The organism is Fredinandcohnia quinoae (assembly GCF_022427965.1).
Classification (GTDB): domain Bacteria; phylum Bacillota; class Bacilli; order Bacillales; family Bacillaceae_L; genus Ferdinandcohnia; species Ferdinandcohnia quinoae.
This window is the reverse complement of sequence record NZ_JAKTTI010000012.1, coordinates 70995-93704: the sequence shown is the minus strand read 5'-3', so window position 1 is coordinate 93704 and position 22710 is coordinate 70995. Positions and strand designations below refer to the sequence as shown.

At 35.2% G+C, this 22710-nt stretch carries 25 protein-coding genes; 20 read left to right on the top strand and 5 right to left on the bottom strand.

The annotated features are described in order from the left end of the window. Window positions 1–245: 245 nt before the first annotated feature. Genes MJG50_RS09870 through MJG50_RS09860 form a run of 3 tightly spaced genes read left to right on the top strand, consistent with a single transcriptional unit; the run spans window position 246 to window position 2048 of the window. Window positions 246–737 carry an RNA polymerase sigma factor gene (locus MJG50_RS09870; RefSeq protein WP_240255295.1) on the top strand — a complete coding sequence of 164 codons (492 nt, stop codon included), beginning with the start codon at window positions 246–248 and terminating at the stop codon, window positions 735–737. Next, on the top strand, window positions 730–1302 hold the full coding sequence (locus MJG50_RS09865) for a hypothetical protein (protein WP_240255293.1): 573 nt from the start codon (window positions 730–732) through the stop codon (window positions 1300–1302). The genes MJG50_RS09870 and MJG50_RS09865 overlap by 8 nt, the downstream gene beginning before the upstream one ends. 5 nt (window positions 1303–1307) lie before the next feature. Next, entirely contained in the window at window positions 1308–2048 is a 741-nt protein-coding gene (locus MJG50_RS09860) for a YfjL-like protein (RefSeq protein ID WP_240255292.1), read from the top strand. A gap of 75 nt (window positions 2049–2123) precedes the next feature. Here MJG50_RS09860 and MJG50_RS09855 read toward each other — a convergent pair whose 3' ends face one another. Next, complete coding sequence (locus MJG50_RS09855) at window positions 2124–3641, bottom strand: malate:quinone oxidoreductase (protein ID WP_240255290.1); 1518 nt, start codon at window positions 3639–3641, stop codon at window positions 2124–2126. Window positions 3642–4082: 441 nt separating this feature from the next. Between MJG50_RS09855 and MJG50_RS09850 the strand changes: the two genes are divergently transcribed. Together MJG50_RS09850 and MJG50_RS09845 are read left to right on the top strand one after the other, a co-directional pair. After that, window positions 4083–4538, top strand: coding sequence for a MarR family winged helix-turn-helix transcriptional regulator (locus MJG50_RS09850; RefSeq protein WP_240255288.1), 456 nt, complete (start codon window positions 4083–4085; stop codon window positions 4536–4538). Between the two features lie 2 nt (window positions 4539–4540). Then, complete coding sequence (locus MJG50_RS09845) at window positions 4541–7657, top strand: MMPL family transporter (protein WP_240255286.1); 3117 nt, start codon at window positions 4541–4543, stop codon at window positions 7655–7657. Between the two features lie 44 nt (window positions 7658–7701). Here MJG50_RS09845 and MJG50_RS09840 read toward each other — a convergent pair whose 3' ends face one another. Then, entirely contained in the window at window positions 7702–8133 is a 432-nt protein-coding gene (locus MJG50_RS09840) for a DUF2935 domain-containing protein (protein WP_240255284.1), read from the bottom strand. A 254-nt stretch (window positions 8134–8387) separates the two neighbouring features. Here MJG50_RS09840 and MJG50_RS09835 point away from each other — a divergent pair, with 254 nt between their 5' ends. The 7 genes from MJG50_RS09835 (at window position 8388) to MJG50_RS09805 (ending at window position 12766) form a co-directional block, all read left to right on the top strand. Further along, window positions 8388–8615 (top strand): sulfurtransferase TusA family protein, encoded by a 228-nt coding sequence (locus tag MJG50_RS09835; RefSeq protein ID WP_240255282.1) that lies wholly within the window; start codon window positions 8388–8390, stop codon window positions 8613–8615. A gap of 22 nt (window positions 8616–8637) precedes the next feature. Then, entirely contained in the window at window positions 8638–9117 is a 480-nt protein-coding gene (locus MJG50_RS09830) for a DsrE/DsrF/DrsH-like family protein (protein ID WP_240255280.1), read from the top strand. A gap of 14 nt (window positions 9118–9131) precedes the next feature. After that, complete coding sequence (locus MJG50_RS09825) at window positions 9132–9482, top strand: rhodanese-like domain-containing protein (protein ID WP_240255278.1); 351 nt, start codon at window positions 9132–9134, stop codon at window positions 9480–9482. A 16-nt stretch (window positions 9483–9498) separates the two neighbouring features. Continuing rightward, on the top strand, window positions 9499–9795 hold the full coding sequence (locus tag MJG50_RS09820; protein ID WP_240255276.1) for a rhodanese-like domain-containing protein: 297 nt from the start codon (window positions 9499–9501) through the stop codon (window positions 9793–9795). 327 nt (window positions 9796–10122) lie between these two features. Beyond that, on the top strand, window positions 10123–10698 hold the full coding sequence (locus MJG50_RS09815; RefSeq protein ID WP_240255274.1) for a sulfurtransferase TusA family protein: 576 nt from the start codon (window positions 10123–10125) through the stop codon (window positions 10696–10698). 42 nt (window positions 10699–10740) lie between these two features. Then, window positions 10741–11868 carry an MBL fold metallo-hydrolase gene (locus MJG50_RS09810; protein WP_240255272.1) on the top strand — a complete coding sequence of 376 codons (1128 nt, stop codon included), beginning with the start codon at window positions 10741–10743 and terminating at the stop codon, window positions 11866–11868. Between the two features lie 121 nt (window positions 11869–11989). Beyond that, window positions 11990–12766: a sulfite exporter TauE/SafE family protein gene (locus tag MJG50_RS09805; RefSeq protein ID WP_240255270.1), complete on the top strand. Its 777-nt coding sequence runs from the start codon at window positions 11990–11992 to the stop codon at window positions 12764–12766. Between the two features lie 76 nt (window positions 12767–12842). Here the strand turns inward: MJG50_RS09805 and MJG50_RS09800 are convergent, their stop codons facing one another. Beyond that, complete coding sequence (locus tag MJG50_RS09800; RefSeq protein WP_240255268.1) at window positions 12843–13571, bottom strand: DUF4181 domain-containing protein; 729 nt, start codon at window positions 13569–13571, stop codon at window positions 12843–12845. Between the two features lie 186 nt (window positions 13572–13757). On the opposite strand from MJG50_RS09800, the gene MJG50_RS09795 reads away from it, so the two are divergent. The 3 genes from MJG50_RS09795 to MJG50_RS09785 all read left to right on the top strand — a co-directional run bounded on the left by MJG50_RS09795 (window position 13758) and on the right by MJG50_RS09785 (window position 15917). Continuing rightward, the gene (locus MJG50_RS09795) at window positions 13758–14048 is read left to right on the top strand and encodes an OsmC family protein (protein WP_240255266.1); all 291 of its coding nucleotides are present in this window, start codon (window positions 13758–13760) and stop codon (window positions 14046–14048) included. A 200-nt stretch (window positions 14049–14248) separates the two neighbouring features. After that, window positions 14249–15331: a peroxiredoxin family protein gene (locus MJG50_RS09790; RefSeq protein ID WP_240255265.1), complete on the top strand. Its 1083-nt coding sequence runs from the start codon at window positions 14249–14251 to the stop codon at window positions 15329–15331. A gap of 325 nt (window positions 15332–15656) precedes the next feature. Beyond that, a complete protein-coding gene (locus MJG50_RS09785; protein WP_240255263.1) occupies window positions 15657–15917 on the top strand; it encodes a metal-sensitive transcriptional regulator in 261 nt (86 codons plus the stop codon). A 27-nt stretch (window positions 15918–15944) separates the two neighbouring features. On the opposite strand, the gene MJG50_RS09780 is transcribed toward MJG50_RS09785, so the two are convergent. Continuing rightward, entirely contained in the window at window positions 15945–16568 is a 624-nt protein-coding gene (locus MJG50_RS09780) for a DUF1836 domain-containing protein (RefSeq protein ID WP_240255299.1), read from the bottom strand. A 168-nt stretch (window positions 16569–16736) separates the two neighbouring features. Between MJG50_RS09780 and MJG50_RS09775 the strand changes: the two genes are divergently transcribed. The 3 genes from MJG50_RS09775 to MJG50_RS09765 all read left to right on the top strand — a co-directional run bounded on the left by MJG50_RS09775 (window position 16737) and on the right by MJG50_RS09765 (window position 19327). After that, the gene (locus MJG50_RS09775; RefSeq protein WP_240255261.1) at window positions 16737–17429 is read left to right on the top strand and encodes an SGNH/GDSL hydrolase family protein; all 693 of its coding nucleotides are present in this window, start codon (window positions 16737–16739) and stop codon (window positions 17427–17429) included. Window positions 17430–17557: 128 nt separating this feature from the next. After that, window positions 17558–18139 (top strand): peptide deformylase, encoded by a 582-nt coding sequence (gene def, locus MJG50_RS09770; protein WP_240255260.1) that lies wholly within the window; start codon window positions 17558–17560, stop codon window positions 18137–18139. Between the two features lie 15 nt (window positions 18140–18154). After that, window positions 18155–19327 (top strand): MalY/PatB family protein, encoded by a 1173-nt coding sequence (locus MJG50_RS09765; protein WP_240255258.1) that lies wholly within the window; start codon window positions 18155–18157, stop codon window positions 19325–19327. 42 nt (window positions 19328–19369) lie between these two features. Here MJG50_RS09765 and MJG50_RS09760 read toward each other — a convergent pair whose 3' ends face one another. Beyond that, window positions 19370–19798, bottom strand: a complete 429-nt coding sequence (locus MJG50_RS09760) for a DUF4064 domain-containing protein (RefSeq protein ID WP_240255256.1) — start codon at window positions 19796–19798, stop codon at window positions 19370–19372. Between the two features lie 378 nt (window positions 19799–20176). Between MJG50_RS09760 and MJG50_RS09755 the strand changes: the two genes are divergently transcribed. Beyond that, window positions 20177–20962: an ABC transporter ATP-binding protein gene (locus tag MJG50_RS09755; protein WP_240255254.1), complete on the top strand. Its 786-nt coding sequence runs from the start codon at window positions 20177–20179 to the stop codon at window positions 20960–20962. Further along, window positions 20959–22686 (top strand): putative ABC transporter permease subunit, encoded by a 1728-nt coding sequence (locus tag MJG50_RS09750; RefSeq protein WP_240255253.1) that lies wholly within the window; start codon window positions 20959–20961, stop codon window positions 22684–22686. Before MJG50_RS09755 ends, MJG50_RS09750 begins: the two co-directional genes overlap by 4 nt. The last annotated feature ends 24 nt before the right edge of the window (window positions 22687–22710 follow it).

Here is a 22710-nt window from a genome sequence, read left to right as displayed (position 1 = left end):
AAGCACCCTATAGAAAGCACTTTTTTAAAGTGTCTACTCTATAGGGTACATTTTACAATGTGGCCATCCTTTTTTTATTTGTTGTTAATGACCGTATTTGTTAAATAACGCCCGTATTAATCTCATGATATGATTAGTTAAAAAGTGATTTCGAAAAATGTAATATAATTTTGTAACGAAACAGATATTCATGGTACTAATACTATGAACCAACTAAATGGGCCTAGTAAAAAGGGAGAGGCATGATGAAACTGGAGGAACTGTATAAAGAAATTCAACCGCGGATATATGCCTTTTTCTTTGTAAAAACCTCCAGCCGAGAAATTGCAGAGGATTTAACACAGGAGGTCTTTTATGAAGCGATAAAAGGCATGAACTCTTTTTCACAAACGTCGACAATTCAAACGTGGCTGTTTGCAATTGCAAAAAATCGCCTGAAAAAATATTTTCGTTCGAAAAAGTATAAAGAAAGCTTAGCCGATTTGCTCTCCAAAGAAGAACAGAATACAATTACTCCGGAAGAGCAGCTGTTAAAAAAGGAAGAAACAACTAGCTTAATCAAGCAAATTAATCAATTAGACGAGATGTCAAAAGAGATTGTAACATTACGAATCTATGGTGAACTGTCATTTAAAGAGATTGGTATATTAACCGAAAAAAGTGAGAACTATGCCAGAATCACATTTCATCGTGCGAAGCTTAAGCTCCAAAAGGAAATGGAGGGGTATCATGGATAAACAAATACGTTCAATTATAGAGGATTTACTTCCGTTATATAATGAAGGACTCTTGAGTGAAGAAACAACTAATTGGCTTGAAGAGCAGGTTAAGAGGAATGATGATTTTCAGAATTTGCTCAAACATACAGTTGAGCCTCTAGAAAAAGAGGCAATCAACACAACGATTGAGCATGAAAAAATGATGAAAAGAATTAACCGCAAACTTTCTATCTATCAAATCATTTTTGTAGCTATTTCCTTCTTCCTAGCAATTAAAACATCGATATTAAATGAAAGCTTTGGGTTTATATTATGGTATGCGGTTCTTGGGCTTCTTACCTATTTGTTTTATAAGGATTTTAAAATCGTTTTATACATTTCTCTGCTCCCGATATTTATTTGGTCACTAGGTAGTAATTTGACAGATTATCAATCAGGAAATATTGATGATAACCAAACATTTAGTGTCTTTTTCTTCATGTCGATGGTAGGTTCTCTCTTATTAAGTTTAATCCATTTTATATTTGCGCTCTTAGGAAGTATGATGGGATTCCTAATCATTAAGATCAAGGAAAGGGGGTAGAGGGGATGAAGCGAAAGAAAATGATTTATAGTATCCTGTTAGTTCTCCTGATTGGGTTTATCCTATTTTTCTATCAAGCATTTAACGGTAATCCTATTAGCAAAGCATATTCAAAAAATGTATTAGGAACCTACTTGAATAACAACTATCCAAGTAAGGAATTTCGCATCGATGATGGAGTCTATGATTTTAAGTTTTCACAGTATATATTTGAGGTTGTTGAAATCGGCAGTATTAAAGATTCAGATGGTGGGCTTAAAAAATATGAATTTAATGTTAGTGGCTTTATTAAGCCAGTAGTGAATTGGGATGGAATCTATTATGCAAATCTAGATGAGCCTTTAATGGAAAAGTTAGGTCAAGAGGCTGCAAAAGAAATTGAAGGTGTATTAAAGGAAGAAGTTCCTTCCGTTCACTCAGTTGAAATTCAAATAGAGGTTCTTAAAGGAAAACTTGATCCAGCAACTAGTTGGAATAAAAACTTGTCACTTGAAAAGCCAATTCAGATGCATATCGTATTGGATTCCACTAATCAAACAACAAAAGATGTTTTCGATGATGCTAAAAAAATTCAAAATATCATTGAGAGTGAAGGCTACAAATATGATTACGTAAATATTAATGGCAATGGCTTTGATAATAAATATAGTGACGGGAAAGACGATAGAGGATATGTGAAATTTGCAATCTCTTTTGAAAAGGATACAAAATTACAATTAAATGATGTAGAGGAATTTGATCAGTGATGAATCAATAAGAAGAACCTTGAATCCAGAAAGGATCAAGGTTCTTCATGCAATTCTATCCCTTTTTTAAAGTAATTAACTATAGACTAGTTCTCTTTCGACTTGTTCTTTTTTGCTTAGACCAAGTGTCTCTGCAGTTGAAGTAAGAATTTGTTCGAATAGCTCTGGGTTTTCCATAAGGGATATCCCGTAAGAAGGAATCATTTCTATTATTTTTGGCTCCCAATCCTTTATATGTTGAGGGAAACATTTCTTTAGTACCTCTAGCATTACGTGTACTGCAGTTGAAGCACCAGGAGATGCACCTAATAATGCTGCAATCGAGCCATCAGCGGCTGTAATTACTTCCGTGCCAAATTGTAGCGTTCCTTTACCACCAGCTTCTGTATCCTTAATAACTTGTACACGTTGTCCAGCTACTACAAAGTCCCAATCCTCTGATTTTGCATTCGGAACAAATTCACGTAGTTCCTTCATGCGCTGTTCTTTAGATAATAAAAGTTGTTGAATTAGGTATTTTGTCAATGGTAACTCTTTTGCGCCTGCCGCTAATATGGTTAACACATTATGCGGTTTTACAGAAGTAATTAAATCAAACATTGATCCATTTTTTAAGAACTTTGGTGAGAACCCAGCGAATGGTCCAAATAATAATGATTTTTTATTATCAATATACCTTGTATCAAGATGTGGAACAGACATTGGTGGAGCACCAACGGATGCTTTGCCGTATACTTTTGCATGGTGCTGTTCGACAACTTCCTGATTATTACACACCATGAAGATACCGCTTACAGGGAATCCGCCAATATGTTTACCTTCTGGAATACCAGTCTTTTGCAGTAAATGCAAGCTTCCTCCCCCAGCACCTATAAAAACAAATTTAGCAGTATGGCTTTCAACAGTTCCGCTTTCGAGATTCTTCACTTTCAATTCCCACAAACCGTCACTAGTCCGTTTAATTTGATTAACAGATTGTTTGTAGTTAATATCGACATCTCTACTCTTTAAATTGTCTAACAACATCCGGGTCAAAGCACCAAAATTAACATCTGTTCCAGAGTCAATTTTTGTTGCTGCTATTGGTTCATTTGATGGTCGGTCTTGCATAATCAGCGGTATCCATTCCATTAGTTTTTCCGGGTCATCAGAATATTCCATTCCTTGGAATAGAGGATTATTTGATAGCGCTTTAAAACGCTTTTTCAAAAAAGTTATATTTTCTTCGCCTTGCACTAAACTCATATGTGGCAATGGCATGATAAAATCCTGTGGATTACTTATTAAGTTGTTATTTACAAGATAAGTCCAGAACTGTCTTGAAAGCTGAAACTGTTCATTAATTTTTATAGCTTTACTAATATCTAAAGAACCATCCGGTTTTTCGACCGTATAGTTAAGCTCGCATAGTGCAGAATGCCCGGTTCCCGCATTATTCCACTCGTTCGAGCTTTCCTCCCCAGCATCCGCGAGCTTCTCAAATACTGTAATTTTCCATTCTGGTACTAATTCTTTCAAGATTGTCCCTAAAGTCGCGCTCATAATTCCGGCGCCAATTAAAATGACGTCTGTTTTAGTTTCTCTACTGCTCATTTTTATCAACCTTTTCCCCTAAAATTTGCAGAAAAGATGTAGGCGTCACACAAGGCTAAGGCACGACCTAGGAACACACCTTTTCTGTCTCAATTATAAACCTATCAGAGTATATTACAATTATTTTAGATTACTATATCTACTATTATAGTATAATTTTGAGTTTTTAAAAAGAAGGTAAAAAGTGAGAAGTCATTCCAAATACCCAGAAACACAAAAAAAATATGCTTTAACCCAGCTTCGTGCGAGTGTTAGCGTAAATTTCAGAGAGTTTCGAAAAATTATTTTTTTAGAGGAAGATTTCTATGAAATAATAAAACGGATAAAATCGTTGACAACAATTTTAATTGCCCATATAGTTATCTATATTAATAGTTAAATAGTTTAACAATTAAACAGTAGAATAATTGAATAATCCATTAGTGAGGTGAATATATAAAAGTGTCTGATACGAATATTACAGAATTGGTTGACAGGTATTTAGCAGTATCATTCTCAGTTGAGAAAAAGGCAGAAGCACTTGTTAAAGAGCAAATTGGGAATGATCTAACGAGTGATCAATATTATACACTTAGATATATCAATAATATGGAATCTTGTACATCTACAGAACTTGCCGAAGTGTTTGATGTGAAAAAGAGTGCAATTACCGCAATTATTACTAGAATGTGGGAAAAGGGACTGATTCAGAGAACACGTGATGAGAATGATCGCCGAGTCGTGTACTTAAGCTTAACAGTAAAGGGAAAAGAGTTATTTGTTAAAACAGAAGAACGTATTTATAAACTGGTTGAGTCGTTTATAACGAAATTTGAACAAGCAGAAATCGAACAATTTATTGAAACGTATGAAAGGCTTAACCAAATACTTATTAAAGACTACAAGCTGGAGGAATAAATGTGAATTTTATAATTAAGCGTAAATGGTTTGTAATTGTAGCGTGGATTGCTGTCGTTGCGGTTTTATTAGTAACAGCGCCAAATATGGGAGAGCTTGTCCGTGAAAAAGGGCAAATTACTGTACCTGATGATTACTCATCCTCGTTAGCTGGCGACATCTTGGCAGATGTTCAAAAGCAAGAAGGTGGAGGGAATGAAACCCAGGTTGCATTAGTATTTCATAATGATAAAAAGTTGACGAATAAAGATATAAATGAAGCTGAAAAGGCGATTCGTGAACTTGAAGATCATAAAGAGAAATTAGGAATTACCAATATACTTACCCATTTTAATGAAGAGAATTTAAAGGATCAGCTTGTTTCCAAGGATGGTAAGTCAATCCTTACTTCGATAACGATTAGCTGGAATGATCGCGAACCAGCGGAAGTAAGTGAAGCATTATATAAAACAATTGAGGATGTAAAAGTAGAACATTATTATACAAGTGAATGGTTGATTTCAGAAGATTTAATGAAAAGCTCAGAAGAAGGATTGAAAAAAACAGAAGGAATTACGGTTGTATTTATTTTAGTCGTGTTACTTCTTGTCTTTAGATCTGTTATCTCACCAATCATTCCATTATTAACAGTAGGATTCACATATCTCGCTTCACAATCAATTGTGTCATTTCTTGTCGATAAATTTGATTTCCCAATATCGAGTTATACACAAATCTTCCTGGTAGCAGTATTATTCGGTATTGGCACAGATTATTGTATTTTACTACTAAGTCGTTATAAAGAGGAACTTTCACAGCATGAAAGTGTTGCCGATGCAATTGTTGCAACATATCGTAATGCTGGAAGGACCGTTTTATTCAGCGGTATCGCCGTTATGATTGGATTTGCCGCAATTGGGTTCTCTCAATTTATCCTATATCAATCTGCAGCAGCAGTAGCGGTAGGTGTCGCGATTTTATTAATTGCTCTATTCACTGTTGTTCCATTCTTTATGGCGGTTTTAGGACGGAAACTATTTTGGCCATCAAAAAGCAAAGCAGAGCATGGAGATAGCAAGCTTTGGGCAATAGCAGGGAAGTTTTCTTTAGGAAGACCACTTATTTCATTAGTAGTGGTTGCCGCAATAACAGTGCCATTCCTACTCACGTATGATGGGGAATTGTCTTATGATTCATTAGAGGAAATTAGTGGAGAAGTTAATTCGATCAAAGCTTTCAACGCCATTGCAGATAGCTTTGGCCCTGGTGAATCAATGCCGACACAAATTGTCATTAAAAATGATGAAGCAATGGATTCAGTTGAATACGTTGAATTAACGGAAAAAATAAGCCAAGAGGTTGGGAAATTAGACTTAGTCGATACAATCCGTTCTGTTACAAGACCAACAGGTGAACAAATAGAGGATTTCTTCGTTTCGAAGCAAGCCGAAAGTCTTGGTGATGGTCTTGGTGAAGGAAAAGATGGATTAGCTAAAATTAGTGATGGGCTACATGAAGCTGGAAGTGAATTATCCAAATCTCAACCTGAATTAAAGAATGCCACTGATGGGATTGGTGATTTAATTACAGGTACGAACGAAGTGAAGTCAGGCTTAACTGAGATTCAAGGACATCTTAAAGAGATTGAAAATGGAATTCGTCAAGGTTCTGTAGGTTCAGGCGTGATGATTACAAATCTAGAAAAGGCGAAAGCTGGGGCAGAAGAATTACTTGTCCATTATAAAGAACTATTAGCAGGATATAAAAAATCCCAATCAGCATTAGTAGAATTAAATAAAGGGTATGTAGGTGTTGCTGATGGTTTAGCACAGCTATCAGGATCAGTTAAGCAATTAAATGAAGGTGGATTTGCACATCTTGAGGGCACATACACTAATATCGCTAAGGATCCATATTATCAAGGGATAAAAGGGTCTTTACAAGCTATTCCTCAATTATCAGAAGGGATCAATGAACTTAATGGGCATTTAACACAATTAAATGCTGGTTTGGCAACAGCGAATGCAGGATTTGAACAAATAATCGCTCAACAAGCTGGACTACCAGTAGGTCTTCAACAATTTATCGATGGTATTTCTGAATTAAAGTCAGGGCTTGAACAGGCAGCCAATGGCCAAGGTCAAATTGTGAAAAATATGCCACAGTTTACGAATGGATTATCAGGAATCAGCGATGGACAAAAGCAACTTTTAGATGGTTTTGGATCACTTGGTGGACAATTGACTGAGTTAACCGATGGATTAACGCAAAGTGCAGATGGCTTAGATCAAGTATCTGAGGGACTCGGGTCCGCACAGGAATATTTAAATGGTCTCTCACACTCTAATGATCTTAACGGTTTTTATATGCCAGCAGATGTATTAACAAGTGACGACTTTACTCAAGTTCTTGATACGTATATGTCAAAAGATCGCAAAGTCATGACGATGGATGTCATCTTTGAAACAAGTCCATATGCAAATCATGCAATGGACCAAGTAAAAGAAATTAAAGATGCAGTACAAAGAGCAACAAAAGATACAAAACTTGAAAATGCGGTAGTTGCAGTTGGAGGGATTACGAGTACAAATGCTGACCTTAGTACGATGTCAGATCAAGATTACTCACGTACAGTTGTTCTAATGCTAATAGGGATTGCGATCATCTTAATTTTCTTATTCCGCTCCCTCATCATGCCGGCTTATATTATTGGCTCATTAATTTTAACCTATTTCACATCGATGGCGATTAATGAAGTCATATTCGTGAACATCCTTGGGTACACAGGGATTAGCTGGGCAGTTCCGTTCTTCGGATTTGTTATTTTAGTCGCACTAGGTGTTGACTACAGTATTTTCCTTATGGATCGCTTTAACGAATATAAGGATTTAACTGTTGCGGAAGCAATGATGATGTCGATGAAAAAGATGGGTACAGTCATTATTTCAGCAGCCATTATTTTAGGTGGTACGTTTGCTGCGATGATGCCATCTGGAATGCTATCACTGCTACAAATCGCAGCAATTGTCTTAGTTGGCTTACTGTTATACGCATTCATTGTTCTCCCATTATTCATTCCAGTAATGGTGAAAAACTTCGGTGTCGCAAACTGGTGGCCGTTTAAAAGACCGACAAACTAAAAAAATGGGGTATCCAATCGGATACCTCATTTTTGTTATTCTTTCTATGGCTTACTTTGATATAAAATCGTTTGTGCAATTCCAATAAAGTATTCTGATTCTACAATAATGTGGTTCATGACAACTTTTGCTGTTGGATTTGAACTAACAGGCACACTTTCTTTCATTAACATTCGGCAAAAGTTAACAAACTCATTACTCTGATTCAAACAAAAAGTAACAAGCTGTAAAACATCCTGATAAAGAGCGGGTGTAATTTGTCCGTTAGAACGATTCACAGTTTCAATATACCTGACAACAGTTTGATGGGCTTCTGCAAATTTTAATTCCCATTCTTGTAAGGCTTTTACATATTTTTGTTCTAATCCTTTCACAAGTTCCCTAATGACTACAGTATGCTCTTCCTCTTGATGCTTCCAAAACTCTGCTTCGTCTAACACTCGTAGCGGCATTTGGTTTCCATAATAAAATTGCATGTAGACACCCCCGAAAAAGTAGTTTCTCTTATTTACTTATTCATAGGCTGTAAAATAAGAACTTCAATTTGATAGGCAATAGGTTATGTCTATAAAGATATATATTATTTTGGTGTTGACAACATACCTATAGGGGTATATTATATGTATTGTGAGATTCAAGGTTAATCATAATCAGGTAAATTATTTTTTTAGATAAACATTATACTCATAGGGGTAATGGTAATAAAGTTGAAAAAATGGAGGAATTAATTATGAATATTGATAAAGTGTTAGATGCGAAAGGATTAGCATGCCCAATGCCGATTGTTAAAACAAAAAAGGCGATTGAAGCTCTGGTATCAGGTCAAATATTAGAAGTACTTGCAACAGATAAGGGGGCAAAAAATGATTTAACAGCATGGACTAAGTCTACAGGACATGAACTAGTTGAGATCAAAGAAGAAAATGGTGTCCTTTCCTTTTATATTAAGAAAGGCTAATAAATTGCTAGGAGGATAAATGATGACTGAAAAGAAAAAAACAACGATTGTATTATTTAGTGGAGATTATGATAAAGCAATGGCAGCCTATATTATTGCAAACGGTGCAGCAGCATATGATCATGAAGTAACAATTTTTCACACGTTCTGGGGATTAAATGCTCTACGAAAAAATGAAAATATGAAAGTGAAAAAAGGCTTCATTGAAAAAATGTTTGGAAAAATGATGCCAAAAGGCGCTGATAAAATGGGGCTTTCAAAAATGAATTTTGCTGGTTTTGGACCAAAAATGATTAAGGATGTTATAAAGAAGCATAATGCGATGACATTGCCACAACTTATTGAGATGGCACAGGAACAAGAGATTAAGCTAGTTGCATGTACAATGACGATGGACCTCTTGGGACTTAAGGAAGAGGAGCTTCTAGATAATATTGAACTTGCAGGTGTTGCTGCATATCTAGCTGATGCTGAGGATGGAAATGTAAATCTGTTTATCTAGAAGGAGAAATATAAATGGAGTATTTGATCTTTGCACTAATCGTGTTGTTTTTAATCCTGCGCATGATGCCAACAAAAGGAATTAAAAATATCACAACAGTTGAATTAAAAAATGAACTAAAAGATAAAAATAAACAATTCATAGATGTTCGCACACCAGGAGAGTATAACGGATTTCACATCAATGGCTTTAAAAATATGCCACTGCATCAGCTATCACAAAAGGCAAATAGTCTTCCGAAGGATAAAGAAGTTGTAGTCATTTGCCAAAGCGGGATGAGAAGTCAAAAGGCTAGTAAAATTTTGAAAAAATTAGGATTTAAAAATATCACAAATGTAAAAGGCGGAGTAAGTGCCTGGAGATAAGTAGGAGGAGAAAACGATGAAGCAATTAACTGCGAAAGAAGTAGAAACCTTATTGAATGAAGGTAAGCAATTAAATATTATAGATGTCCGTGAAGTAGATGAAATAGGAGAAGGGAAAATTCCTGGAGCTATTCATATTCCGCTCGGTCTAGTTGAATTTCGTCTGCATGAATTAGATAAAGCAAAGGAATATATAATGGTTTGCCGTTCTGGCGGTAGAAGCGGCCGTGCATCACAAATACTTGAGAGCCGAGGCTACAAGGTCATAAATATGGCTGGTGGTATGCTGGATTGGGAAGGGAAAGTTGAATAGAAGAGGAACATTGAAATAGGATTGCTAACGCTGAATTAATGTTGCTAAAGCTGAATTAGTTTTGCTAAAGCTGAATTAGTTTTGCTAACGCTGAATTAGTTTTGCTAACGCTGAATTAGTTTTGCTAACGCTGAATTAGTTTTGCTAACGCTGAATTAAGTTTGCTAACGCTGAATTAGTTTAGCTAACGCTGAATAAAGTTAGCTAACGCCGAATTAATTTAACAGCACAAAATAAAAGTGCTGATTCTCGAATTAATCATAATACTACAGAATGGTTTATATACCTCTATGGGTAAAAAGACGAAGGTTCACAGGAGGAATCTACATGAATTTACTTAAAACTGATCAAATATTAGATGCAAAGGGCTTAGCTTGCCCGATGCCAATCGTAAAAACAAAGAAAGCTATTAATAATCTAGAGGCTGGTCAAGTGTTAGAGGTTCAAGCAACTGATAAAGGTTCTAAAGCCGACCTAAAAGCATGGGCGGAGAGCACAGGCCATCAATATATAGGTACAATCGAAGATGGGAATGTATTAAAACACTATTTACGCAAAGCAAGTGGAGAAGAGGCCGTGGAAACAAAATATCCTCATGTTGTTAGCAATGAGGGGCTACAAAATGTCCTCGCATCTGAGAAAGAAGTAGTCGTTCTAGATGTTCGAGAAGCTGCTGAATATGCTTTTAACCACATTCCAGGTGCAATCTCAATCCCACTCGGTGAATTAGAAGCTGGAATTCATGAGTTAAATCAAAATCAAGAAATTTATGTTGTTTGTCGTACCGGGAATCGCAGTGATTTAGCGGCACAAAAGTTGACCGAAAAAGGCTTCAAAAATGTTTGTAATGTTGTACCAGGAATGAGCAAATGGACAGGAGAAACAACAAGCATAAGTAAATAATTTTTTTTACTATATAAAATACCTTAGGGGGTAATTTGTGATATGACAGTACAAATAATGACTTCAAAAGAAGTAACCAAAAAAGTTGTGAATAAAGAATCGCTATTTATTTTAGATGTACGTAACCCAAGCGACTTTCAGGATTGGAAAATTGAAGGGACAAATTTTCAGTACTTAAATATTCCTTATTTTGATTTACTTGATGGTGTCGATGAAATTCTGCCAAAGCTGCCTGAGGATAAAGAGATTCTAGTCGTTTGTGCGAAAGAAGGTTCATCCATTTTTGTTGCCGAAATGCTCTCAGAAGCAGGTGTAACGGTTTCGTATCTCCAAGGTGGAATGAAGGCATGGAGTGAGCATCTTGAGCCTGTTAAAGTTGGCGATCTAAGAGATGGTGGTGAAATCTATCAATTCGTACGTATTGGTAAAGGCTGCCTTTCTTACTTAGTAGTGTCTAATGGTGATGCAGCAATCATTGATGCAACACGGATGACAGATATTTACGTTGATTTTGCTAAGAGCATTGATGCAAAAATCACTCATGTTTTTGATACTCATTTACATGCGGATCATATTTCAGGTGGTAGAAAAATTGCTGAAATTACAGTTGCAACCTATTGGCTTCCACCAAAGGATGCAACTGAGGTTACATTTGAATATTCGGCTCTAGAAGGTGGCCAAGATGTAAAAGTCGGAAAAACAACTATTAATATTCATGCGTTATATTCACCAGGTCATACCATCGGTTCAACCTCTTTTGTAATTGATGAAAAATACTTGCTCTCAGGTGATATATTATTTATCGATTCGATTGGGAGACCGGATCTTGCAGGACTTGCACAGGACTGGGTAAGTGATTTAAGAGAAACTTTGTATAATCGTTATCGTGAATTATCAAATGATCTTATCGTATTGCCTGCACACTTTATGATAATTGAAGAACTAAATGAAGATGGCAGTGTTTCTGAAAAATTAGGTACACTTTTTTCGAATAACCACGGTCTGAATATCCAAGATGAAGCTGAATTCAGAAGAATGGTTACAGAAAACCTACCACCGCAACCAAATGCGTATCAGGAAATTCGAGAAACAAATATGGGGAAAGTCTCTCCTGATGAAGAGCAACAACGTGAAATGGAGATTGGGCCAAACCGTTGTGCAGTTCGCTAATAGGTTAATACATTCTGATATAATGTAGCAGGAAGCAGCACAACTATTTGTCGCAAAAATATCAACATCTCCGTTAATATGGGAACCGCTACAGGTTCCCTTTTCGTAAGGGGGTAGGAAAATGGATTTAGCGTTTATTATTATAATCTTTTTAATTGGATTCATAGGTTCATATATTTCGGGAATGCTTGGAATTGGTGGTGCAATCATTAATTTCCCAATGATCCTGTACATTCCGCCTTTACTTGGTTTTACAGCATTTACTGCCCATGAGGTATCAGGCATTAGTGCGGTCCAAGTATTGTTTGCTACAGCCGGGGGAGTATGGGCATATCGAAAGGGTGGGTACTTAAACAAAACACTCATCATTTATATGGGGACTAGTATTCTTATCGGTAGTTTTATTGGAGGATTTGGTTCCAAATTAATGCCAGAGAGTGGCATTAATCTAGTCTATGGGATTCTAGCACTTATTGCAGCTGTGATGATGTTTGTACCTAAGGAAAATATTGATGATGTTCCCCATGACCAAGTGACTTTTAATAAGTGGCTTGCAGGGATCTTAGCGTTAATTGTTGGGATTGGTGCAGGAATTGTTGGTGCTGGTGGTGCATTTTTACTCGTACCAATTATGCTTGTCATATTAAAAATACCTACCAGAATGACAATTGCGACCTCCTTAGCCATCACTTTTATTTCTTCGATAGGTTCGACCATTAGTAAAGTAACTACCGGGCAGGTCGAATATGTCCCTGCATTGATTATGGTTGTTGCAAGCCTTCTTGCCTCTCCACTCGGTGCGATTTCTGGTAAAAAAGTGAATACGAAAATACTTCAAGTTGTTTTAGCCGTACTGATATTCGCAACAGCGGGTAAGCTTTGGATGGATATATTATGACAAACTTAAAACAAAAGGCACCAATAACGGTGCTTTTTGTATATAAAATCCATTTACTAAACAAATTTTTTTATCATTACAGATTGTTTTCCTTCCAATCTAACTCCTCATTTTCTAATATTTTTAGAAACTTGTTTTCTTTGTCAATTTTATATTCATGGCGTCCTATATTTGCATGTCCTTTGGTAAAGGTAATATAATACCTACTTTTGTCAGTGTTAATTTCAATATCAATAATACCATCATCTAATTCTGGTACTACATTATTGGATTTTATAAGCTCCATTTCTGAAGGTTCCTCCACTAATTTGCTAATTGTATCCTTATCCGTAATTGAAACAGAACTGGATGAGTATCCTTCCTTGTTATCCATTACAAACCATACAATTTTTATTTCATTAATTTGTTCATCTTCACTTAGTAATTCAGTCATTTCTTCGCCGAATGTGGTGTGTGTTAGTTGTTCATATATTAAAGAGCTAACAAAAATAGTGATTACACTAATAACCATTACGGATAGGGAGTATAAATACTTCTTGCCTTCTAGGTACTTCCACTCTATCAATGACTGAAAACCTAAGATGGTAAAAAAAAATGAAATTGACATCCATTTCATTACATCGTTATTTTCGATGTCAAATATAAACAGTCCCGGGATAAAAAAAAGGAGAATTAAGACCGTTCCCCAGCGAGCAATATTTTTGCCCTCTGTTTCATCTACACCATATCCTGGTTCAAACCGTTTCCCTATTAGGCTTTCTGCAATAAAACTGATAAGAAATATAAGTAATATAATGAGTTTCATGTACAATAGCTCCTTGTGAAAAATCTATCTATTACATATTAACATAATTATCCAAATTAACGTCTAAAAAAATCGAAAATAGATAATCTTGAAAAAATAGTATATAAAGCGATTTTTTGTTATCTTATCAGAAAGTAAATAAATAAATGTTAGGATGAAATTAAAAAGAACTTGGAGGTAAAACAAATGTTAGAATATGAAATTAAGGATGGTTTGACTTCATTACAGACAGAATTTCATGAGTTGCATATTTCCCCAGATCCATCAATAGGAATTAAACCAAGTGAACTACTTGTTTCATCTTTAGTTGGCTGTAGTTCAGCGATTTTAACGAAAGTATTAGAAAAAAAGCGAATTAAAGTGGATTCTATTCGAGTTCAAGCTAGTATGGAAAGAAATCCGAGTGAAGCTAATCGAATTACTAAGGTTGATATTCACTTTATTATTGAAGGAAAAAACATTTCAGAGGAAAAATAAAGAAATCTCTAGAGGTAACGACTAAGAATTGCGGGATGATTCAATCGGTAAAAGGATCAATTGAAGTCCAAGAAACGTTTGAAATAAGACAGCCATAATTTTTGCAATCGAATAACTTTAGCGTTTAATATATACCCTATATGGTATAATTGGTTTAAGGAGACATAGTTATGGACAACTTTGAAACATAGGAGGTTCAAATGGCAGTTATTCAAATTGGTTCATTTGCGATTATGATAAAGTGGCTTATACTTGCAATTGGCTTAGTAATCGGATTAATTGTATTAAAAATATGGCTGAGACGTACTCAGCAAGTGGAAGTAAATAAAAGATTATTCGATATACTATTAAATAGTCTCTTTATTGGCTTTTTCGCTTGGAAGGGTAGCCTAATATTACTAGAGCCACAATTAATCTTGAAAAGCCCAATTTCACTTTTATATTTTACAGGTGGAACGAAAGGTTTACTTTTGGCAATCATAGTTTCAGTCTTTTATTTTGTATATAAATCGATAAAAGCTACCATTACCAAACCTATTATAATCCAGTCTCTTCTTATTTTTGGATTAACCACGGTTACTGGATTTCAAGTAATATCGTATTTTATATTAGAAGATTATGCATTATATCATCTATTTATAGCTGTTATTACATTGTTTTTATTAATACTTATTATAGTAAGACAAGGTATACAGACGATAAAAGGAGTGCTTCTGATGTATAAAAATGTGATAATTATATTGGGATTGCTAGGTCTAATTGTGTGGGTTGTCTACGATTCGAAATTTTCCAATGTTGTAGCTGAAAAGAATATCGAAGAAAATGTTGAAATTAACAATGAAAGAGTAGAATACGGAATTCAAGAAGGAAATAAGGCAATTGATTTCGAACTAACCTCAATAGATGGTAGAGCAGTGAAACTTTCAGATATGGAAGGAAAAAAAGTTATTTTAAATTTCTGGGCAACCTGGTGTCCACCCTGCAAAGCTGAGATGCCTCATATGCAGGATTTTTATGAGGAGCAACAGGGCAAAGATGTAGAAATAATTGCTGTTAACCTTACAACCGCGGAAAAAAATAAAAATGATGTAGAGCCATTTGTAAAAGATTATGGGCTTACCTTTCCAATTTTACTGGATTCTGAAGGAGACATAGGAAGCACTTATCAAGCTTTTACAATCCCAACAAGCTATGTGATAGATACAAAAGGCATCATACGCAAGAAAATTATAGGCCCAATGGATAAAGAAATGATGTATAAGTTAGTGGAAAGTGTTGATTAACTCGTGAAATGCAGGGATAATAAATACATATTTGCACCTTATGCACGATAATCAGGATATATGCACGATATCAGATACTTATGCACGATATATATAAGAAATGAGCGCTCGCAAGGAAATATGCACGCTCGCAGAAAAATATGCGCGCTCGCGGGAATAAATGCGCGTTCGCAGAAAAATATGCACGCTCGCGGGAATAAATGCGCGCCCGCAGAAAAATATGCGCGCCCGCGGGAATAAATGCGCGCTCGCAGAAAAATATGCACGTTATGCTAATTATATGCGCATTAACCCATTTTCCCAAGCTTTTGAAGGAGAGATTTAGATGGAATATAATGATCAGATGAAAAATCGCGTAAAGCGAATTGAAGGACAATTACGTGGAATCCTTAGAATGATGGAAGAGGATAAGGATTGCAAAGAAGTGATTACTCAATTGTCAGCAGCAAGAACAGCAATAGACAGGACAATTGGGGTGGTTGTTAGTTCGAATCTTGTGGAGTGTGTTCGAAATGCTGATGAAAAAGGTGAGAACACGGAAGAATTAGTAAAAGAAGCTGTAAATTTACTTGTGAAAAGTCGTTAAGTAGAGATCCAAGAATGGATCTCTATTTTATTTATTTCCCTTTCCTTTACTACCCTTTTCATCTCTTGGTTCCCTATCTCGTTTTTCAGCAATAATTTCATCTACCAATTTTTCTGCTGCCCTTTTATACAGATTACTAATATTCACTAGTGAAGAAATCAATAATACCTGCTCAAGATATTCTGATTCATTATCATCGAATTTTGTGATTTCATCTGCAACATCCTCTACGCGTGCCTGCAAATCAACCTTGAATGCATCAACATCTTTATCATACAAGTTCAAATAACTATTATAAAAATCCTCTACATTAAAATCCTCTTCAACTACTTTTTTATTCACACCTTCAAGAGTAGCCTTAATATCATTAATCGATAATGCACTTTTTAATTGGTAGATCAAACTAATTAATATGAGATGTTCCTTGGAATATTTTTTATTCTTAATGGGGATTAATAATTTGCCTTTAGCATAATTGTTGATCATTGTTTTTGTTAAAACCTTTTCATTTTCATCCCGTGTAGTAGCACTAAATTTATTTTCAAATAGTTGGATAACTTGATCCATATACAAATCAATCTTGGGAATATCGTCTAAGGAAATATTGTGCTCTAATCCTAATTTTTCAATAATATCGGCAGCATCCTTCATCATAAAATACCTCAGTTCTTCTAATTAAATTATATATTAATTTTATCCTAACAAATAATTTAAGTAAAGGTTGACTACTTGTTGTAATGGGTATATCATTATAAGTAGTTATTAAAACTACATGAGAAGGTTACCGATAAACAAAAAATATGTAAGTAGGGATATAAGATGAAAATTGTATGTTTTGGAGATAGTTTAACTAGGGGAGTTTCATTTGTAAAAGGTCGCTTGAGAATCGTAAAAGAAAATTATCCTACCTATCTACAGGAGCTCTTTTTCTCGAATAATCAATCAAGCTGTACGGTCGTAAATAAAGGTGTCTTTAATGATAATTCAGATTTGCTTCTAACCCGATTAGATAAAGATGTCATTGCTGAGAAACCTGATTATGTAATCATCGGAATTGGCGGAAATGATTGCAATTTTAAATGGGACGAAGTTGCCGAGAATCCGGAGAAAGAGCACCAACCCATTGTACCGATCGAAAGATATGTTGAGAATGTAAAACAAATGATTATGAAAATGAAGGCTTCTAATATCACACCTGTTGTGATGACATTACCACCACTAGATCCGGTTCGTTATTATAAAATGATATCTGAGAAATATGGTCATTCGATTAGTCATTGGATTAGTTTGCAAGGTGGAATTGAGCATTGGCACGGTTTATACAATCGCTATTTAAATAAATTAATTGAAGAAATAGATGCACTAAAAATTGATGTTAGGACGTCAATTAAGCATTCTGGAGATTTAATTGAACTCATTAGTGACGACGGTATTCACCTTACTAGTGAGGGATATAAAACGGTTAGTACGGAGATTTTTAAATCACTTTCAGCCAAACAATTTGTATATTAATATGAAGAAGAAGCCTCCTTATTGTGTAGGGGGCTTTTTTAAAGAAATATCGCAAATAATTGGACATCAAATCGCAAGAAATATAAGATAATTACATAGGATTCATAAGTAGAAGGAGATGAATTTTTATGAATCAATTTACTGCAGATTACATTCTTACAATGAAGGATATTGTTCGAGAGGGTCATCCAGTTTTACAGCAAGAGACAGAAAAAGTAACCTTGCCTCTTTCAATTGAAGATCAAGATACACTCATTTGTATGATGAATTATTTGAAAAATAGTCAAGATCCGATTTTATCGAAAAAATACAATTTACGCCCTGGTGTGGGTTTGTCTGCTAATCAAATCGGCTTAAATAAGCGAATGTTTGTTGCCTATTTAACTGATGAAAAGGAGCAATTACATGAGTATACGTTAATTAATCCGAAGATTATCAGTCATTCAGTATCTATGATCTATTTGCCTGAGGGAGAAGGATGCCTTTCAGTTGATCGAAATGTTGAAGGATATGTTCCAAGATATGAACGAGTAAAAATCAAAGCCTACGATGTAAATGGTAAAGAAATTGTATTGAAGGTTAAGGGATATCCATCCATTGTTCTACAACATGAAATCGACCATCTTGATGGAAAAATGTTTTATGATCATATCAATAAAGAAAATCCGTTCCAATTGCCAGCCGATGTAGATATCAAGAGCTTGTATTAAGAGGAGGGCTATAAAATGAAGTATAATTTTGACCAGTCGATTAATCGCTTGAACACTGGATCCGTGAAATGGGATGAAGTAGGGAATGTATTTGGTGACAAGGATGTACTTCCGATGTGGGTGGCTGATATGGATTTCAAGTCACCACAACCTGTAATTGATGCTTTACAAAAAAGAGTTGAACACGGTATTTATGGTTATACTTCAAGAACCGAATCATATTATGAAGCAACAATTGATTGGATGAATAAGCGCCATAAGTGGGCAATCGAAAAAGATTGGATATGCTTTAGTCCTGGGATTGTACCTGCATTGAGCTTAATTGTACAATCTTATACAAAACCAGGGGATAAAATCATCATCCAACCTCCTGTATATTATCCTTTTACAAGTGTAGTTGAAAATAATGGACGTGAGGTTGTTCATAATCCACTTCAACTTAAAGATAATAATTATGTGATGGATTTCGATGACTTGAAACAGAAAATTGATCCAGCTGTTAAAATGATTATTATTTCTAGTCCACATAATCCTGTTGGCCGAGTATGGACGAAGGATGAACTAATAACTTTAGGAGAAATCTGTCTTGAGCACAATATTCTAGTAGTTTCGGATGAGATTCACTTCGATTTAGTATATAAGGATAGAAAACATACACCATTTGCAGCAATTTCTGAAGAATTTGCCCAGAATTCGATTATTTGTACAGCACCTAGTAAGACATTTAATTTAGCTGGATTACAAATTTCTAACGTTATTATCCCTAATAAGGAATTACGAGAACCATTTACAAAAGCTATTGAAAGCAATTTTATCAGTATGACAGGGACCTTTGGAGTAGTTGCATTAGAAAGTGCTTATCGGTATGGGGAAGAATGGCTTGATCAATTAATAGACTATCTTCAGGGGAATTTAGATTTTCTAAAATCTTATTTCGAGTCGAATATTCCTGAAATCAAGGTAATTCAACCAGAATCGACCTATTTAGTTTGGCTGGATTGTCGTGAGCTAGGATTGAATGAGAAGGAGCTTGAACAATTTATGCTGAAGGAAGCGAAGGTTGCTTTTAATGCAGGCTACACTTTTGGTATTGGTGGGGAAGGTTTTATGAGAGTAAATATCGCTTGCCCACGCGCAATTCTTGAAGAAGGATTAAAGAGAATACAGGCAGCGATTAAGAAGCTATAACATAAAAAGGCTTGAAAGGATGCCCTCTCAAGCCTTACTCTCTTAATAATCGTTGTTAAATGTTTCTTTCGGTTTTCTAACTAGGCATAGGATTCCTGCGATTAAATATAGAATTCCACTAATGATTGCTAAGAAGAAAGTACCGAGTGTACTTAAAACAGCTACTACAATTAAAATAATACCTGCTGCTTTAGGGTGTTTATTGCCTTTTAATAAGACTAGGCAAACGATACCGATGACAATTGAAAGTAAACTTACAATAATAAAATACCAACCACCAGCACTTACTGCATCACCAATGGCACCCATGTCCATTCCACTAAGAGCTGGATCTTCAGCGGCGATGTTCTCCATTTCGTTTGTAAAATCCTCATTTCCATTCAAAGCAATTAATGCAAAACCGAGTAGACTTATGAGTGCGTACAAACACATTCCAATAATCGATAAAATAATTTCTCCAGTACGTTTCATCTGAAAACTCCTCTCATTTTTAAAAATTCTTAATAATAATACAATATATATGTCATGCTTACAAGGAACTAATGGCATATCATTAGGATAATATGATTAGTCCTCTTCATGTTGTACGATTCACAAAAATAAAGGTTTCATTAATTTTTAAAGAAAGTACATAATTTTGCGCATAAATGTCTAGCTCCAGCGCCTAGGCCCTCGAGGTCAAATAACCTGATGCAAGAAAAGTCAAAGAGCGACTTTTTTGCATCAGAACATTTGCTTGTCGGGCCTGGACAAGGCGCTTGCGCTTTTCTAATTATATGAAACTTTTTAACAAACTATGTCGTACATAATATAGAGTAATTAAACTTAGCCGTTGGGGGTATTTATTTAATGCAAGCAATTAACATTACTAATCTATCAAAAACCTATGGAAGTTATCAAGCGGTAAAAAACTTAAATTTAACGGTTGAAAAGGGGGAGCTATTTGCCTTTCTTGGTCCAAACGGTGCTGGTAAGACTACAACTATTAAAATGATGACAGGCTTACTAGAGCCTACAAATGGTTCTATTGAAATTGGAGGCATTAATGTATGGCAATCCCCAATTGAAGCGAAAAAGAAAATTGCCTATGTTCCTGATCAACCAAATTTATATCCAAAATTAACAGGCTGGGAGTTTCTCCAATTTATTGCTTCTGTCTTTCAAATCGAGGAGGAGGTATTTAAGAAAAGAGCGGATGAATTATTAAGAAAGTATGGGTTAATAGACCGTTCTAGTGAATTAATTGAAGGATATTCACACGGAATGAAGCAAAAAATCGCCTTATGTGGTGCACTTATTCATAATCCTGATGTCCTCTTTTTAGATGAGCCGACAGTTGGTCTTGATCCGAAAAGTGCTAAAACGTTAAAAAATCACCTTCGAGAAATTTGTAATCAAGGGACAACTGTCTTTTTAACAACACATATTCTTGAAATTGCAGAGCAAATGTGTGATCGTGTTGGCATTATTCGCGATGGAACTGTCATTGCCCTTGGTACGATAAAAGAATTAAGAGAGCTTGAAGGAAGAAGTAATGCAAGTCTTGAAGATATTTTCCTTGAGCTGACTGGTGATGAAGAAGCGAAAGAATTAATTCAAGAGCTTTCAAAAGAGGAACAAGGTGAGTCGAAATGACTAAAAAGCTACTATTTGTACAATGGAGAATGTTTGTTAACTCGATTCGCTCAAAAGGTGCAAAAGGAATCGGGGGTATTGCACTTTCAGTTATAGTTGTTGGTATTTTTGTCGTACTGCTATCGAAATTAGCATGGGAAGTATCAGGGTTTATTCCCCAACAACTAATCGGAGATCTTTTTCCTTACATATCGATTATATCTGTATCAATGATCTTATTACTTGGTATTCCGCAAATTTTTAAAAGTCTATACTCAGAAAGTGACCTATCCTTTTTATTCACAATGCCTATTCCAACAAGAAGTATTTTTTGGGTCAAATACATCCAAAGCTTTGTTGGTATCCCGATTATTGTCTTTTTATTAACATTTATACCACTTGTTATATATGGGCTAAATATTGGAGCGAATTTTTTATACTATCCGGTATTATTATTTGTACTTTTAAGCAATATCGTGATAGGACTGTCTTTAGCATATTTGTTTAATTTAGGACTTATTCAAATTCTACCAGCAAGTCGTGCAAATGAGCTAATGACAGTAATGAGTGCATTATCAGGTCTATTAATTTATGTTTTATTTCAAATTCCAAATTTTTTCTATGATGAACCAATTGGAAAAGAATCGATTGGTCAGCTTCCTGCATTTCCGAAATGGTTACCACTTAGTTGGGGTGGAGATGCAGTTTCATCTGCAATCACAGGGGCAACTGGATTTTTAATACCAATTGTTTTACTTATACTTATTGCAGCAATTGTTGCACTCTTGTCTTCAACCCTAGTTGAAAAAGGATTTCGAACTGGTTGGATTCGGTTAAGTGAAGGTGGTAAAAAGAAAAAGCAGAAAACAAAAGTAAAAAAGGGTAATGCAATCTCGCATCCAATCATTGCGGTTGGTAAAAAAGAATGGTTATCCGTTAAACGTGATTTACGTGAATGGATGGTCTTCATGCCACTCGGATTTTTTGCAATCTTTGCGATCTTTGGGTTTGTGAGTAGTGGTGTAAATATTTCTGATTTACGTGAACATGGAAATGTGACATGGGTAATTGCACAAGGATTATTTTTGTTTATCTATGCAATGTTTAATGGCTCAATGTCAGCAGCTGCCATTGCGAGAGAAGGTAAATCAATATCAATTTTAAGAATGCTCCCATTAACAGGCAATCAAATTGCATTGGGCAAACTATGGATTAGTTGGCTGCTTCCGTTGATTATGTTATCTATTATCGAAATTGCTATTGGAATATTTCTAAATTGGACAGTCTATCAACATATTGCCGGGATTTTGATGAATGCACTTGTAACGGTTGGAATTAGTAGTATAGGAATATGGATCGGAACAATTGGTGCCAAATATAATCCAGCAAATCCTCAAAATCGGGTGAAGTTTGTACCGTCACTTTTATTAATGTTTCTCTCATATATTTACTTATTCATCGCAATGATTCCATTTGGAATACTCATTATTCCTTCAGAGACTGGTGAATTTTTATCTTCTGTAAGTACAGACTTTGGTGGTTTCATCGGCTTAGTGGCTAAATTGGCTGCCTCTTTTATTGAGATGAAGACGAACTCACCAATTCTTACATTCATTCTTGCTTTAATAAGTATGGCGATTATATCACTCGGTACAGCAACTATTACATTATTGCTAAGTGGTAAAAAGCTAGATAAAGGGATAAAGATAGAAATGGTATCTGAAAGTAGAACAAAGTTACGCTAAATTTAGAAAGCAACAAGGACATTC